A 15648-nucleotide genomic window follows, 5' to 3' on the forward strand; every position below is an offset into this window, starting at 1 on the left:
GGGTCGGCGGGGGTGACGCCGACCACGTCCGAACCGGACTGCTACAGCTCCGGGTAGAGCGGGTACTTCTCGGCGAGCGCGGTGACCCGGGCCTTCAGCGTGGCGGACTTGGCCTCGTCGAAGGAGGGCAGCAGCGCCTCGGCGATGACGTCGGCGACCTCGCGGAAGTCCTCGGCCTGGAAGCCGCGGGTGGCCAGCGCGGGGGTGCCGATGCGCAGGCCGGAGGTGACCATCGGGGGCCGCGGGTCGTTCGGGACGGCGTTGCGGTTGACCGTGATGCCGACCTCGTGCAGCCGGTCCTCGGCCTGCTGGCCGTCGAGCTGGCTGTTGCGCAGGTCGACCAGGACCAGGTGCACGTCGGTGCCGCCGGAGAGCACCGAGATGCCGGCCGCGGTGGCGTCGTCCTGCAGGAGGCGGGCGGCCAGGATCTTGGAGCCCTCCAGGGTGCGCTCCTGGCGCTCCTTGAACTCCGGCGAGGCCGCGACCTTGAACGAGACGGCCTTGGCGGCGATCACGTGCTCCAGCGGGCCGCCCTGCTGGCCGGGGAAGACCGCGGAGTTGATCTTCTTGGCCAGCGAGGCCTTGGAGAGGATCACGCCACCGCGCGGACCGCCCAGGGTCTTGTGGGTGGTGGTGGTGACGACGTCCGCGTAGGGCACCGGGTTGGGGTGCAGGCCCGCGGCCACCAGGCCGGCGAAGTGGGCCATGTCCACCATCAGGTAGGCACCGACCTCGTCGGCGATCCGGCGGAAGGCGGCGAAGTCCAGCTGGCGCGGGTAGGCGGACCAGCCGGCGATGATCAGCTTGGGCTGGTGCTCCTTGGCGAGGCGCTCGACCTCCTCCATGTCGACCAGGTTGGTCGCCTCGTCGACGTGGTAGGCCACCACGTTGTAGAGCTTGCCGGAGAAGTTGATCTTCATGCCGTGGGTCAGGTGACCGCCGTGGGCCAGGTTCAGGCCCAGGATGGTGTCGCCCGGCTGGATCAGCGCGAACATCGCGGCGGCGTTGGCCTGCGCGCCGGAGTGCGGCTGCACGTTGGCGGCCTCGGCGCCGAACAGCTCCTTGATCCGGTCGATGGCGATCTGCTCGACCACGTCGACGTGCTCGCAGCCGCCGTAGTAGCGGCGGCCCGGGTAGCCCTCGGCGTACTTGTTGGTCAGGACCGACCCCTGGGCCTCCATGACCGCCACCGGGGCGAAGTTCTCGGAGGCGATCATTTCCAGGGTGGTCTGCTGGCGGTGCAGCTCGGCGTCGACCGCGGCGGCGATCTCGGGGTCGAGCGCGTGGAGGGACTGGTTGAGAACAGTCATGGTGTGGTCTTCCCTTGGGGGAGTGCCTGAAGGGGCCGATGGTGGGGGCGACCGCCGCGCTGCGACCGCCCCGTCAGGAGTCTCAGCCGTTGGTCAGCTTGGTGTACTCGTCCGCGCTCATCAGACCGGCCGGCTCCTCGGAGAGCTTGACCTTGAAGAGCCAGGCACCGTCGAAGGGCTCGGCGTTGACCTTGGCCGGGTCGTCGACCACGTCCGAGTTCACCTCGACGACCTCGCCGCTGGCGGGGGAGAACAGGTCGCTGACCGACTTGGTCGACTCCAGCTCGCCGCAGGTCTCACCGGCGGTCACGGTGTCACCGACCTCGGGCAGCTGCACGTAGACGATGTCCCCGAGGGCGTTCGCCGCGTGGGCGGTGATGCCGATGGTGGACACGCCGTCCTCGGGGGCCGTCAGCCACTCGTGGTCTTCGCTGTACTGCAGGTGCTGCGGGTTGCTCATGGTGCTCATTCTCCAGGATGGGAAGTGGGTGGGGCGAAGCCGTCCGCCGAGCGGACCGCGCGGGGGAGGGGCAGGCTCAGCGGGCGCGCTTGTAGAACGGCAGCGCGACGACCTCGACCGGCTCGTGCTTGCCGCGGACGTCCACCGCGACGGCCGTGCCGGGCGCGGCGTGCGCGGCGTCCACGTACGCGATCGCGATCGGCTTGCCCAGCGTCGGGGAGGGCGCGCCGGAGGTGATCCGGCCGATCGGGGTGCCGTCGGCGGAGACCACCGCGTACTCGGCGCGCGGGACGCGCTTGCCCTCGGAGACCAGGCCGACCAGCACCCGCGGCGGGTTGGTCTCGGCGTTGGCGGCTGCGGCCTCCAGCGCCTTGCGGCCGACGAAGTCGCCGTCGTTGGTGGTCTTGTCGAAGCGCACCACCCGGCCCAGGCCCGCGTCGAACGGGGTGAGGTCGGTGTTCAGCTCGTGGCCGTACAGCGGCATGCCGGCCTCCAGGCGCAGCGTGTCGCGGCAGGAGAGGCCGCACGGGACCAGGCCGGCCTCGGTGCCGGCCTCGGTCAGCGCCTGCCACAGGTGCTCGGCGACGGCCGGGGCGGAGAAGATCTCGAAGCCGTCCTCGCCGGTGTAGCCGGTGCGGGCGAGCAGCACGTCCTTGCCGGCCACCGTGGCGGGCAGGATCGCGTAGTACTTGAGGCCGGCCAGGTCGGCGTCGGTGAGCGAGCCGAGGATGCCGTTCGCCTCCGGGCCCTGGACGGCGATCAGCGCGTAGGCGTCCCGGTCGTCGCGGACCACGGCGTCGAAGCCGGCCGCGCGGGCGGTCAGCTCGTCCAGCACCAGCTGGGCGTTGGAGGCGTTGGCGACCACCATGAACTCGGACTCGGCGAGCCGGTAGACGATCAGGTCGTCCAGGATGCCGCCGTCCTCGCGGCAGATCATGGTGTAGCGGGCGCGCAGCACGCCGAGCGCGGAGACGAAGCCGACCAGCGCGTGGTCCAGCATCTCGCCGGCCTGCGGGCCGCTGACGGTGATCTCGCCCATGTGCGAGAGGTCGAAGAGGCCGGCCTTGGTGCGCACGGCGAGGTGCTCCTCGCGCTCGCTGCCGTAGCGCAGCGGCATGTCCCAGCCGGCGAAGTCGGTCATGGTCGCGCCGAGGGCGCGGTGCAGCGCGTCGAGCGCGGTCAGACGAGGGGAGGACACCGGGAGCTCCTAGGGCTTGGCACTCAGGGACGGCACACACGGGTAACGGACCTGTGTGCGGACATGCGGGGGCGCGTTCTCCCCATCTGTCGTCAAACCTGAGAGCTTCACCACACACCTGTCCTGGGACCAGGATGACGTGGCTTGCACCGTGGGTGGGCGCACGGCGCGGCCGTGTCCACTTTCCAGATGTGCCTCGCCCACGCGGTAGGGGTGCCTGAGAGATTCCGGGGAGGACTTGCTCCTTCGGCGCCGGTCGTGCCGTGACGGCATTCCGGGCTCTCCCGCGCGGGTTCGAGCGGCCAGTATGAAGTTCATATCCGGGGTGCGGACGGGCTCATCATGGCATGCCTGTCGGCCGGACGGGAGAGGGGGCAGCTGACGAGGGGCCCCGAGGGCGTTCCTCGGTAGGCTGTGCCCCGCGCGATCGACCGTGAGCCGCGCGCGAGACACGGGGCGGGCAGAGCGATGGGATTCCCTACAGAGGGTGCGCCGGGGGCGCAGTCCTGGGCTGAGCCCGGGCAGGCGCCGGACGGCGGCGGCTGGCCGGCCAACGAGCTGGAGCACGTGCTCACCGCCGCGATCGGCGATCCCGGCGCGACGCCGCGGGTGGTCGAGGTGCTGGCCCGCAGCCACGTCTGGATCCCGCTGCCGTCCGGCGGCGACCCGCGCGGGCAGGCCCTGGACCTGCCGACCATCGAGCTGGCGGGCGCGCCGTACGTACCGGTCTTCTCCTCCCAGGAGCAGTTCCTCCAGCACGGCGGCGGGCTGGCCTGCGCCGTCGCGCCCGCCTGGGAGTTCGCCCGCGGGCTGCCGCTGGGCATCGGCATCGCGGTCAACCCCGGGGCGCCGGTCGGCATCCCGGTGCCGGCCGAGGGCGTCGGCGAGGTGCGCCGCGGCCCGCAGCAGGACCGCTGGACGGGCGCGCAGGGGAGCCAGGACGGGGTCGCGCCCGGGACGGGCGCCCGGGTCGCGCTTCGGCTGCTGGAGCCGCACGAGGAGCCGGTGGCCTTCCTCACCGCGGTCTGCGCGGAACTCGCCGCACTGCCGGGGGTGCTGAGCGCCCGGCGGGCGCTGGCCTCGGTGGAGGGCGAGCCGCCGGTGCTGTTCGTGGGCGTCCAGCTGGATCCGCAGCAGCCGACCGAACCGGCCGACGCCAACGCCGCGCTCGGTCGCGCGCTGGGTGTCGCGCCGCTTCCCTGGGGCGTGCACATCGTGCTGCTGGACCTGGCGGCCGACCCGGTGGTGGACTGGATGCTCGCCCGGGTCCAGCCGTTCTACGCACGGAACTGAGACGGAAACCCGCGCCCGGGGGATGTCGGAATGACGGTTGTCGCAGAAGCCCCGTAGGGTGCTGCCGACATCCTGGCCGGATGTGAATCGGTGACCGGGGACGACGACGGAGGCACGACGTGAACGCAGGCGGTGCCCCGGGGGCGTGGGGCCCGGCGCCGGGCCCGCGCCCCGGCGCGGATCCGGGCGTGCTGGAGCGTGCCCTGCGCGAGGTCGCGCCCGAGCGCTACGACGCGTACGAGGCGCTGCTCGGCGCGCTGGCCGAGGGCCAGGTCTGGATGCTGCTCTGGCACGGCCAACCCGGCAGTCCGGACGCGCAGTACGGGAACATGGACATCGGCGGCCTCGGCTACGCGCCCGCCGTCACCTCCCCGGAGCAGCTGGCCGCCAGCGGCTGGTCGCGCGCCCACGAACTGATCAGCGGCCGGGAGATCGCCGCCGCGCTCTACCGCACCCGCTGGGGCCTGTGGTTGAACCCGCACGCTCCCGGCGGTGGCGTCGGCATCCCGTGGGCCGACCTGCGCCGGGTCGCCTCGGGTCTGGACCGGCTGCCGGCCGGGCCGTTGCAGTTGAGTGAACCCCAGGTCCAGGCCGCGCAGTTCTACTCCGTACTCGAACAGCAGGCGCCTTCGGTCAGGCCGGTGAAGTCGCTGCGGCGTGCCTGGGTGCGGCCGGTGGTGGACGAACCCTACCTGGCGATCGGCCTGGAGCTGTACGACACCTCCCCGCCGGCCGTGGAGGCGGTGCGCGCCCTGATGCAGCGGGCGATCGCCCAGGCGCCGCCCGGGCTCGCCGTCTCCACCGTGGCGATGAGCGACGAGTACGACCCGGTGGCGCTCTGGATGCGGGCGTACGCCCGGCCGTTCTACCACCGAGAGGCCACCCCGGCGCCGTACCCGGTATCCGGACCCTACCCGGTCGCGTATCCGCCGCAGCCGTCCTACGGCTACCCGATGCCCGTTCAGGGCACCCCGCCGGCCACCGGTCAGGGCTGGCCGCAGCAGCCGTGGCCGGGCCGCCCGGGCCGCTGACGTCGACGTTCGGTCAACTCCCTTGCCCGGTGGGCTCCTGGTGTCCAGATGCCCAGGTGAACGGTGGCATTCAGGTTTACCGATCATGAACGTCGACAGATCACAGTTGGGCATCCTTCGTCCGGCAGGGCTGGCGCAACGCTGCGCGCTACGTGAAGAGTTCTGCGCACCGCACCAGCCGAGCAACCCGAACGGCACTCAGCGCACGTCCTGACCAGGACCTGCCACCTGCGTGGCCCCGGGACGCCATGGGCCGACGACCGTCGGCGAGGGGACCGTACTGCCCATGACCACACCCATCGAGACCACCGCATCCGCAGCGGACGAACCCGGCGCCGTTGCGCCCGGTGCTCCCGCCGAGCGGATCGAGGGCCGCTCCCTCGGACGGATCGCCTGGACGCGCTTCAAGCGCGACAAGGCCGCCATGGCCGGCGGCGTCGTGGTGATCCTGCTGATCCTGCTGGCCGTGCTGGCCAAGCCGATCGAGTCCTGGTTCGGACTCAGCCCCGATGCCCTGCACCAGGACCTGCTGGACGCCGACCTCGGCGGCCTGCCGACCGGCAACTTCGGCGGCATGAGCGGCAGCCACCTGCTGGGCGTCGACCCGGTGCTGGGCCGCGACCTGCTCTCCCGCATCATCGAGGGCTCCTGGGTCTCCCTGCTGGTGGCCTTCGGCGCGACCGTGCTCTCCAACACCATCGGCACCGTGCTCGGCGTCGTCGCCGGCTACTACGGCGGCTGGGTGGACGCGGTGATCAGCCGGATCATGGACACCTTCCTGGCCTTCCCGCTGCTGCTCTTCGCGATCTCGATCTCGGCTTCGCTGCAGGCCGGCGCCTTCGGCCTGCACGGCCTGCCGCTGCACCTGGCCGTGCTGATCTTCGTGATCGGCTTCTTCAACTGGCCCTACATGGGCCGCATCGTGCGCGGTCAGACGCTCTCGCTGCGTGAGCGGGAGTTCGTCGACGCGGCCCGCAGCCTGGGCGCCCGCGGCCCGTTCATCCTCTTCAAGGAACTGCTGCCGAACCTGGTCGGTCCGATCATCGTTTACTCGACGCTGCTGATCCCGACCAACATCCTCTTCGAGGCCGGTCTCAGCTTCCTCGGCGTCGGCATCCAGCCCCCGCAGGCCTCCTGGGGCGGGATGATCAACGACGCGATCAAGTACTACCAGGTGGACCCCGAGTACATGGTGGTCCCCGGCCTGGCGATCTTCGTCACCGTGCTGGCCTTCAACCTGCTCGGCGACGGACTGCGCGACGCGCTCGACCCGCGCAGCAACTGACCCGAGATCAGGACCAGTTCCGGTCAGGACCAGTTCAGCCCTCCACCCACCACACCCTCAAGGGGTTGATCCAAGCAATGCGCAGATCTCGTACCCTCGCCCTGGCCGCGGTGGCCGCCACCGCCGTCCTGGTGGTGAGCGGCTGCAGCAGCACCAAGAACCCGACCGCAGGCGGCTCAGGCAGCAGCGCCGGTGGCGCCAACGCGGCCACCACCGGCATCGTGAACGCCTCGGACCACAAGGGGGGCACGGTGACCTACGAGATGAAGGGCACGCCGGACTCCTTCGACCCGGGTAACACGTACTACGCCTACATCTACAACTTCTCGCGGCTGTACGGTCGTCCGCTGATGACCTTCGCGCCGGGCTCCGGCCAGGCCGGCAACAAGCTGGTCCCGGACCTCGCCTCCGCGCCGGGCCAGGTCAGCGCCGACGGCCTGACCTGGACGTACCACCTGCGCCCCGGCCTCAAGTACGAGGACGGCACGCCGGTCAGCTCCAAGGACGTCAAGTACGCGGTCGAGCGCAGCAACTACGCGCCGGACGTGAACTCCAACGGCCCGACGTACTTCGCGGAGTACCTGGTCGACAACGCGACGCCGTACCAGGGCCCCTACAAGGACAAGACCGGCGGCCTGGACTCCATCCAGACCCCGGACGACCTCACGATCAGCTTCCACCTGAAGCAGCCGTTCGCGGACTTCGACTACCTGGTCAGCGCCCCGGAGACGGTCCCGGTGCCGCAGGCCAAGGACACCGGCGCCACGTACGTCAACCACGTGATGTCGACCGGCTCCTACATGTTCCAGTCCTACCAGGACGGCAAGCAGCTGACCCTGGTGCCGAACCCGAACTGGAGCTCGGCCACCGACCCGATCCGCAAGCAGCTCGCGGACAAGATCGTGGTCAAGATGAACATCGACCAGGCCACCGTGGACAACGACCTGCTGGCCGGCAACGCCCAGGGCGACCTGGTCGGCGGCGGTGTCGACCCGCAGACCCAGGCCAAGCTGCTGCTGGACCCGTCGTTGAAGGCGCAGACCGACAACACCTACGGCGCCCGCCTGGTCTACATGGCGCTGAACAACAAGGTCGCGCCGCTGGACAACGTCAACTGCCGCCAGGCGGTCGAGTACGCGGTCGACAAGGTCTCGGTGCAGACCGCCGAGGGCGGCCCGATCCGCGGTGAGATCGCCCACACCGTGCTGCCGCCGGACATCCCCGGCCAGCAGGCGTTCGACCTCTACGCGAGCACGGGCGACCACGGCGACGTGGCCAAGGCCAAGGCGGCGCTGGCGGCCTGCGGCCAGCCCAACGGCTTCAAGACCACCATCATCGCCCGCAGCGAGCGCGACACCGAGGTGGCCGCGGCGACCGCGATCCAGGCGGCGCTGGCGAAGGTCGGCATCACCCTGACCATCCAGCAGTACCCGCAGGGCAAGTACTTCTCGGACTACGCCGGTGTGCCGAAGTTCGACGACAGCAACAACGTCGGAATGATCATGATGCAGTGGGGCGCCGACTGGCCGACCGGCTACGGCTTCCTGCAGCAGATCGTCGACGGCCGGTCCATCAAGGACTCCGGCAACAGCAACCTGGCGCAGCTCAACGACCCGGTGATCAACAAGCTGGTCGACGACGCGGGCAGCAACACCGACAAGGCGGCCCGCGAGAAGGACTACGCGGCGATCGACAAGCAGGCCATGACGGACGCGGCCTACGTGCCGCTCACCGACTTCAAGGTCTTCTTGTACCGCCCGAAGAGCGCCACCAACGTGCAGTCCACGTCGGCGTTCAACGGTCAGTACGACTACCTCAACATCGGGACGACCAGCTAAGAGAGCCTGGCTCCACTCCACTGAAGGCAGGTGAAGGCAGCGGGGTCCGCCCCGCCCGGGGGTGTCCACAAGACACCCCCGGGCGGGGCGGGAAACCGGAAGCCGAACAACTGTGTTTGCCTACATCATCCGCAGGACGTTCGCCGCCCTGGTGCTGCTACTGGTCGTCAGTGCGGTCACCTTCGGCATCTTCTTCCTGCTGCCACGCCTGGCCGGCGAGACCACCGACCAGCTCGCGGCGCAGTACATCGGGAAGAACCCCACCCCCGACGCGATCATCGCGGTCAAGCGCAACCTCGGCTTCGACCAGCCGCTGTACATCCAGTACGGACGGTTCCTGAAGACCCTGGTCGCCGGCGCGAACTACAAGTTCGGCCCGGACCCCGTGACCTGTCACGTGCCGTGCTTCGGCTACTCGTTCAAGAACCACCTGGAGGTCTGGCCCGAGATCCGCTCGCGGATTCCGGTGACCTTCTCACTGGCGATCGGCGCGGCGGTGCTCTGGCTGCTGTCCGGTGTCGCCACCGGCGTGGTCTCCGCACTGCGGCCCAAGTCGTTCTTCGACCGGACCGCGATGGGCGTCGCGCTGGCCGGTGTCTCGCTGCCGATCTTCTTCACCGGCGCGCTGCTGCTGAGCCTCTTCAGCTACCAGTTCCCGATTCTCGACAACGTGCACTACGTCAACTTCACCGACGACCCGCTGATGTGGGCCCGCAACCTGATCCTGCCGTGGATCTCGCTGGCCTTCCTCTACTCCGCCCTCTACGCCCGGCTCACCCGCGCCGGGATGCTGGAGACGATGAGCGAGGACTACATCCGCACCGCCCGCGCCAAGGGCATGACCGAGCGCGCGGTGGTCGTCAAGCACGGCCTGCGCTCCGCGCTCACCCCGATTCTCACCATCTTCGGTATGGACCTCGGGCTGCTGCTCGGCGGCGCCGTCATCACCGAGCAGGTCTTCTCCTTCCAGGGCATCGGCTTCTTCGCGGTCTCCGCGATCTCCGACAACGACCTGCCGAAGATCCTCGGGGTGACCCTGGTCGCCGCCTTCTTCATCGTCCTCTGCAACCTCCTGGTTGACCTCCTGTACGCCGCTGTCGACCCCCGCGTGAGGCTGTCGTGACCGACCAGAAACTGATTCCGGAGCAGGACCGGAAGGCCCCCGAGGCCTTCCTGTCGGTGCGCGACCTGCGGATCCACTTCGACACCGACGACGGCCTGGTCCGCTCGGTGGACGGGGTCAGCTTCGACCTGGCGCCCGGCAAGACGCTGGGCATCGTCGGCGAGTCGGGCTCCGGCAAGTCGGTCACCTCGCTGGGCATCATGGGCCTGCACCGCTCCAAGCGGGCCCGCATCAGCGGCGAGATCTGGCTGGAGGGCGAGGAACTCGTCTCCGCCGATCCCGACCGGGTGCGCCAGCTGCGCGGCCGCAAGATGGCGATGATCTTCCAGGACCCGCTGACCGCGATGCACCCGTACTACACGGTGGGCCAGCAGATCATCGAGGCCTACCGGGTGCACCACCCGGCCGCCTCGAAGAAGGAGGCGAAGGTCCGGGCCGTCGAGATGCTCGACCGGGTCGGCATCCCGCAGCCGGACCGCCGGGTGGACGACTACCCGCACCAGTTCAGCGGCGGCATGCGCCAGCGCGCGATGATCGCGATGGCCCTGGTCAACGACCCCTCGCTGCTGATCGCCGACGAGCCGACCACCGCACTCGACGTCACCGTGCAGGCCCAGATCCTGGACCTGATCCGCGACCTCCAGCAGGAGTTCGGCTCGGCCGTCATCATCATCACCCACGACCTGGGCGTGGTGGCCGAGTTGGCCGACGACATCCTGGTGATGTACGGCGGCAAGTGCATCGAGCGGGGACCCGCGACGACGCTCTTCGACGCGCCCGAACACCCCTACACCTGGGGCCTGCTGGGCTCGATGCCGCGCCTGGACCGGGACCTCCAGGAGCGCCTGATCCCGGTCCGCGGGACGCCGCCCAGCCTGATCAACGTGCCCAGCGGCTGCGCCTTCCACCCGCGCTGCCCGTACGCCGAGCTGACCGGCGGACGCTCCTCCTCGGAGCTGCCGGTGCTGGTCGAGGCCGGACCCGGGCACCACGCCGCGTGCCACCTGCCCACCGCCGACCGGCACCGGATCTTCGCCGACGAGATCGCGCCCCGGCTGTGAACACCGTGGCCACGAACTTCCCTAAGGGCAAGGCATCATGACGGACACTCAGGCCACGGCCGCCGTTCCCTCCAAGGCTCCGTCCGCGGACCGCGAGCCGCTGCTGCGGGTCACCGACCTGAAGCGGCACTTCCCGATCACCAAGGGCGTCCTGCGCCGCCAGCACGGCGCGGTCCGCGCGGTGGACGGGATCTCCTTCTCGGTGCTGCCGGGCGAGACGCTGGGCGTGGTCGGCGAGTCCGGCTGCGGGAAGTCCACGATGGGCCGGCTGGTCACCAGGCTGGACGAACCCACGGGCGGGAAGGTCGAGTTCGAGGGGACCGACATCACCCACCTGAGCACCGGCCGGATGCGGCCGCTGCGCAAGGACATCCAGATCATCTTCCAGGACCCGTACTCCTCGCTGAACCCCCGGCACACCGTGGGCACCATCGTCGGAGCACCGTTCCGGCTGCAGAAGGTGGCCACCGAGGGCGGGGTCAAGAAGGCCGTCCAGGAGCTGCTGGAGCTGTGCGGGCTCAGCCCCGAGCACTACAACCGCTACCCGCACGAGTTCTCCGGCGGCCAGCGCCAGCGCATCGGCATCGCCCGCGCCCTGGCGCTGCGCCCGAAGATGATCGTGGCGGACGAGCCGGTCTCCGCCCTGGACGTCTCGATCCAGGCCCAGGTCGTCAACCTGCTGGACGACCTCCAGAAGGAGCTCGGCCTCACCTACCTGATCATCGCGCACGACCTCTCGGTGGTGCGGCACGTCTCGGACCGGGTCGCGGTGATGTACCTCGGCAAGATCGTGGAGATCGCCGACCGCGACTCGCTCTACGCGGCGCCCACCCACCCGTACACGGTCGCGCTGATGTCCGCCGTGCCGGTGCCCGACCCGCGGCGCAAGGAGCGCCGGGAGCGCATCCTGCTGACCGGCGACGTCCCCTCGCCGATCAACCCGCCGAGCGGCTGCCGGTTCCGCACCCGCTGCTGGAAGGCCCAGGACATCTGCGCCTCCCAGGAGCCGCCGCTGGTGGAGCTGCGGCCGGGCCACCAGTCGGCCTGCCACTTCCCGGAGAACACCGGCGCCTGACCTGACCGGCGCCTGACCTGACCGAATCCGCCGTGCGGCGCTGCCGCACGGCGGATTCGGTCGTTCCCGGTCCGGGCGTGGAGACTTGCCCGGTGACATCGCAGATCTTCTCCCCCGACGTTCAGCAGACCCTGGACCTGATCGGCATCTTCGTCTTCGCCCTCTCCGGAGGGCTGCTGGCGGTCCGCAAGAACATGGACATCTTCGGGATCTGTGTGCTGGCCGAGGCCACCGCGCTCGGCGGCGGCGTGATGCGCGACCTGCTGATCGGCGCGACCCCGCCGGTCGCCTTCACCAACCTCGGGTACTTCCTGACGCCGCTGATCGCCGGCCTGGTGGTCTTCTTCCTGCATCCCGAGGTCGAGCGGATCAACCGCGCGGTGCAGACCCTGGACGCGCTGGGCCTGGGCCTGTTCTGCGTCACGGGGACGGTCAAGGCGCACGACTACGGCCTGGGCTCGGTCGCCTCCATCGCGCTCGGGATGCTGACCGCGGCCGGCGGCGGCGTGATCCGCGACGTGCTGGCGCAGGAGACGCCCGCGCTGCTGCGCTGGGACCGGGAGATCTACGCCGTCCCGGCGCTGGTCGGCGCGATGACGGTGGCCCTCCTGATCGCCGCCGACCACCTCACCACGCTCACCGCGACCTCCGCCGCGATGGTCGCCTTCGTGCTGCGGATGTGCGCGCTCAGGTATGGCTGGCGCGCACCGCGTGCTTGGCACCGCAACGGTTCTCGCACCAGCGAGGAGTAGGCGAGCCGCCGTACGCCAGCGAGACCGCCTCGACCGTGCAGAGCAGTTCCGGCAGCAGCCGACTCAGCTCGCTCACCGAGGCCACCCGGGCCGGCGCGGAGATCGCGCAGGCCGCGATGGCGGTGCCGTCGATGCCCTGGATCGGGGCGGCCACGCAGTTCACCGCCTCCTCGTACTCGCCCTGGTCCAGCGCCCAGCCCTGTCGGCGCACCGCGGTCAGCTCGGTGCGCAGCTCGTCCGCCGAGCGCAGGCTGCGCGGGGTGCGGGCGGGGAACTCCTGGTTCTCCAGCGCGGCCGCCAGCTGATCCTCCGACAGATCGGCCAGCAGCACCCGGCCGGCGGCGGTGGCCGCGGCGGGGGCACGCTTGCCGATCCGGGAGGCCGGGCCGAGCCAGCTGTCGGAGCAGGGGTAGCGGGCCTCGACCTTGTCCAGGTAGAGCACCTCGGCGCCCTCCAGCACCGCCAGGTGCACGGTGTGGCCGTAGCGTTCGTTCAGCGAGGCCAGGTAGGGCGCGGAGACCTGGCGGACGTCGATGCCCTCCAGCGCCTGCTGGGCGAGCGAGAAGAGCCGGCCGCCGAGCCGGTAGCGGTGGTCGGACTGGCGGTGGACGAAGCCGTGCTCCTCCAGGGTGCGCAGCAGGCGCAGGGCGGTCGACTTGTGCACGCCGATCCGGCCGGCGGCCTGTTCCAGGGAGGCCGGTCCCTCGCCCAGCGAGGCGAGGATCGTCAGCGCCCGGTCGACGGTCTGCGACATGCCATCCCCCATCCCTGCCCTGTCACGTGTGCAGGAGCAGGAGGCTAACCGTGCGTTGCACGGGCTGCAATGGCCAAATCGTGACCCTCGCGGCACTTACACTGGTCCAGCCATGCCATACCTCGACCATGCGGCCACCACACCGATGCTCCCCGCGGCGATCGCCGCGATGACGGCGCACCTCGGTATCACCGGCAACGCCTCCTCCCTGCACGGGTCCGGCCGTCGGGCCCGCCGGGTGGTCGAGGAGTCCCGCGAGTCGCTGGCCGAGTCGCTGGGCGCCCGCCCGAGCGAGATCGTGCTGACCGGCGGCGGTACGGAATCGGACAACCTTGCGGTGAAGGGCCTGTACTGGGCCCGGCGCGGCGCCGACCCGGCCCGGACCAGGGTGCTGTGCAGCCCGGTCGAGCACCACGCCGTGCTGGACGCCGTGCAGTGGCTGGCCGAGCACGAGGGCGCCCAGGTCGAGTACCTGCCGGTGGACGGCTACGGACGGGTGCACCCGCAGGCGCTGCGCGAGGCGATCGCCACCGACCCGGCGTCGGTCGCGCTGATCACCGTGATGTGGGCCAACAACGAGCTGGGGACCCTCCAGCCGATCACCGAACTCTCTTCCATCGCACGGGAGTTCGGCATTCCGATGCACGCCGATGCAGTGCAGGCGCTGGGTCAGGTGCCGGTCTCCTTCGCCGAGTCGGGGCTGGACGCGCTGACCGTCACCGGGCACAAGATCGGCGGCCCGTACGGGGTCGGCGCGCTGCTGCTGTCCCGCGCGGCCTCGCCCGTCCCGCTGTTGCACGGCGGCGGCCAGGAGCGCGACGTCCGCTCCGGGACGCTGGACGTGCCGGCCGCGGCAGGCTTCGCGGCGGCCGCCGCGATCGCCGTCGAGCGGCAGCCCGAGCACGCCCTCGCGGTCGCCGCGCTGCGCGACGACCTGGTCGCCCGGGTCCGCGCCGCCGTCCCCGACGCGCTGCTCAACGGCGACCCGGACGGCGAGGGACGGCTGCCCGCCAACGCACACTTCTCCTTCCCCGGCTGCGAGGGCGACGCGCTGCTGATGCTGCTGGACGCCGCCGGGATCGAGTGCTCGACCGGTTCGGCCTGCTCGGCCGGGGTGCCGCAGCCCAGCCACGTGCTGCTGGCGATCGGCGCCGACCCGCGGCTGGCCCGCTCCTCGCTGCGCTTCTCGCTGGGGCACACCTCCAGCAAGGCGGACGTGGACGCGCTGGCCGAGGCGATCGGCCCGGTGGTGGCCCGGGCCCGCAACGCCGGGCAGCGCTGAAAGTCACTTCAGCCCACCCCGTACCCTGGAGGGCACTATGACTGACTTCCCTGGTGCCCCGACCGGCCCGTCCACCGGCCCCCGCCTGCGCGTGCTCGCCGCGATGTCCGGCGGCGTCGACTCCGCCGTGGCCGCCGCCCGTGCCGCCGAGGCCGGCCACGACGTGACGGGCGTGCACCTGGCGCTGTCCTCCAACCCGCAGTCCTTCCGTACCGGCGCGCGCGGCTGCTGCACCCTGGAGGACGCCCGGGACGCCCGCCGGGCCGCCGACGTGATCGGCATCCCGTTCTACGTCTGGGACCTCGCCGAGCGGTTCCGCGAGGACGTGATCGACGACTTCGTCGCCGAGTACGCCGCCGGCCGCACGCCGAACCCCTGCCTGCGCTGCAACGAGAAGATCAAGTTCGCCGCGCTGCTGGACAAGGCGATCGCGCTCGGCTTCGACGCGGTCTGCACCGGCCACTACGCCCGGATCATCGATCTCCCCGGCGGCGGACGGGAGTTGCACCGCGCGGTGGACCCGGCCAAGGACCAGTCGTACGTACTGGGCGTGCTGGACGCCGAGCAGCTGGCGCACTCGCTCTTCCCGCTCGGCGACACCGAGAAGGAGGAGATCCGGCTGGAGGCCGAGCGCCGCGGCCTGGCGGTGGCCAAGAAGCCCGACAGCCACGACATCTGCTTCATCGCGGACGGCGACACCCAGGGCTTCCTGGCCAAGCACCTGGGCACCGCGACCGGCGACATCGTGGACGCCGACGGCAGCAAGATCGGCGAGCACGACGGCGCCTACGGCTTCACCATCGGCCAGCGCAAGGGCCTGCGGATCGGCCGCCCGGCCGCCGACGGCAAGCCGCGCTACGTGCTGGACATCTCGCCGGTGAACAACACCGTCACGGTCGGCCCGGTCGAGGGCCTGGACGTGCTCGCGCTCACCGCGATCCGCCCCCGCTGGTGCGGCGCCGAGACGGTGACCTCCGGCTCGTACACCGCCCAGCTTCGTGCGCACGGCGAGGAGGTGCCGGTCACCGCCGAGTTGGTCGACGGCGAGCTGCGGGTCCGCCTCGACCGACCCGTGCAGGGCATCGCGCCCGGCCAGGCGGTCGTCCTCTACGACGGCACCCGGGTGGTCGGCTCGGCCACCATCGCCACCACCGAGCGCCGGCCGGTCACCGCAGATATCGCGTGA

Annotated in this window: 14 protein-coding genes and 1 riboswitch; of the genes, 10 read left to right on the top strand and 4 right to left on the bottom strand. The window is 70.9% G+C overall.

Translation table 11 applies throughout. The features are described from left to right. Positions 1-41 precede the first annotated feature (41 nt). The 3 genes from glyA to gcvT all read right to left on the bottom strand — a co-directional run bounded on the left by glyA (position 42) and on the right by gcvT (position 2968). Positions 42-1310: a serine hydroxymethyltransferase gene (glyA, locus tag P3T37_RS12590; protein ID WP_280723629.1), complete on the bottom strand. Its 1269-nt coding sequence runs from the start codon at positions 1308-1310 to the stop codon at positions 42-44. An 82-nt stretch (positions 1311-1392) separates the two neighbouring features. Beyond that, on the bottom strand, positions 1393-1770 hold the full coding sequence (gcvH, locus tag P3T37_RS12595) for a glycine cleavage system protein GcvH (RefSeq protein WP_280723630.1): 378 nt from the start codon (positions 1768-1770) through the stop codon (positions 1393-1395). A gap of 76 nt (positions 1771-1846) precedes the next feature. Next, the gene (gene gcvT / locus P3T37_RS12600) at positions 1847-2968 is read right to left on the bottom strand and encodes a glycine cleavage system aminomethyltransferase GcvT (protein ID WP_280723631.1); all 1122 of its coding nucleotides are present in this window, start codon (positions 2966-2968) and stop codon (positions 1847-1849) included. Positions 2969-3163: 195 nt separating this feature from the next. After that, positions 3164-3265: riboswitch (glycine riboswitch) on the bottom strand. Between the two features lie 171 nt (positions 3266-3436). Between gcvT and P3T37_RS12605 the strand changes: the two genes are divergently transcribed. The 8 genes from P3T37_RS12605 to P3T37_RS12640 all read left to right on the top strand — a co-directional run bounded on the left by P3T37_RS12605 (position 3437) and on the right by P3T37_RS12640 (position 12426). Then, a complete protein-coding gene (locus tag P3T37_RS12605; protein ID WP_280723632.1) occupies positions 3437-4261 on the top strand; it encodes an enhanced serine sensitivity protein SseB in 825 nt (274 codons plus the stop codon). Between the two features lie 188 nt (positions 4262-4449). Then, a complete protein-coding gene (locus P3T37_RS12610; RefSeq protein WP_280723676.1) occupies positions 4450-5292 on the top strand; it encodes an enhanced serine sensitivity protein SseB C-terminal domain-containing protein in 843 nt (280 codons plus the stop codon). 286 nt (positions 5293-5578) lie between these two features. Continuing rightward, positions 5579-6577: an ABC transporter permease gene (locus P3T37_RS12615; protein ID WP_280723633.1), complete on the top strand. Its 999-nt coding sequence runs from the start codon at positions 5579-5581 to the stop codon at positions 6575-6577. Positions 6578-6654: 77 nt separating this feature from the next. Continuing rightward, a complete protein-coding gene (locus P3T37_RS12620) occupies positions 6655-8415 on the top strand; it encodes an ABC transporter substrate-binding protein (RefSeq protein WP_280723634.1) in 1761 nt (586 codons plus the stop codon). A 112-nt stretch (positions 8416-8527) separates the two neighbouring features. Then, entirely contained in the window at positions 8528-9538 is a 1011-nt protein-coding gene (locus tag P3T37_RS12625) for an ABC transporter permease (RefSeq protein ID WP_280723635.1), read from the top strand. Continuing rightward, complete coding sequence (locus tag P3T37_RS12630; protein WP_280723636.1) at positions 9535-10599, top strand: ABC transporter ATP-binding protein; 1065 nt, start codon at positions 9535-9537, stop codon at positions 10597-10599. Before P3T37_RS12625 ends, P3T37_RS12630 begins: the two co-directional genes overlap by 4 nt. 37 nt (positions 10600-10636) lie before the next feature. Next, positions 10637-11674, top strand: a complete 1038-nt coding sequence (locus P3T37_RS12635; protein ID WP_280723637.1) for a dipeptide ABC transporter ATP-binding protein — start codon at positions 10637-10639, stop codon at positions 11672-11674. Positions 11675-11766: 92 nt separating this feature from the next. Further along, on the top strand, positions 11767-12426 hold the full coding sequence (locus P3T37_RS12640) for a trimeric intracellular cation channel family protein (RefSeq protein WP_280723638.1): 660 nt from the start codon (positions 11767-11769) through the stop codon (positions 12424-12426). Here P3T37_RS12640 and P3T37_RS12645 read toward each other — a convergent pair. After that, positions 12362-13180 (bottom strand): IclR family transcriptional regulator, encoded by an 819-nt coding sequence (locus P3T37_RS12645; protein WP_280723639.1) that lies wholly within the window; start codon positions 13178-13180, stop codon positions 12362-12364. The genes P3T37_RS12640 and P3T37_RS12645 overlap by 65 nt on opposite strands. Positions 13181-13292: 112 nt before the next feature. Here P3T37_RS12645 and P3T37_RS12650 point away from each other — a divergent pair, with 112 nt between their 5' ends. Further along, positions 13293-14462, top strand: coding sequence for a cysteine desulfurase family protein (locus P3T37_RS12650; RefSeq protein ID WP_280723640.1), 1170 nt, complete (start codon positions 13293-13295; stop codon positions 14460-14462). 37 nt (positions 14463-14499) lie between these two features. Continuing rightward, positions 14500-15648, top strand: coding sequence for a tRNA 2-thiouridine(34) synthase MnmA (gene mnmA, locus P3T37_RS12655; RefSeq protein ID WP_280723641.1), 1149 nt, complete (start codon positions 14500-14502; stop codon positions 15646-15648).

Source organism: Kitasatospora sp. MAA4, assembly GCF_029893355.1.
GTDB lineage: Bacteria > Actinomycetota > Actinomycetes > Streptomycetales > Streptomycetaceae > Kitasatospora.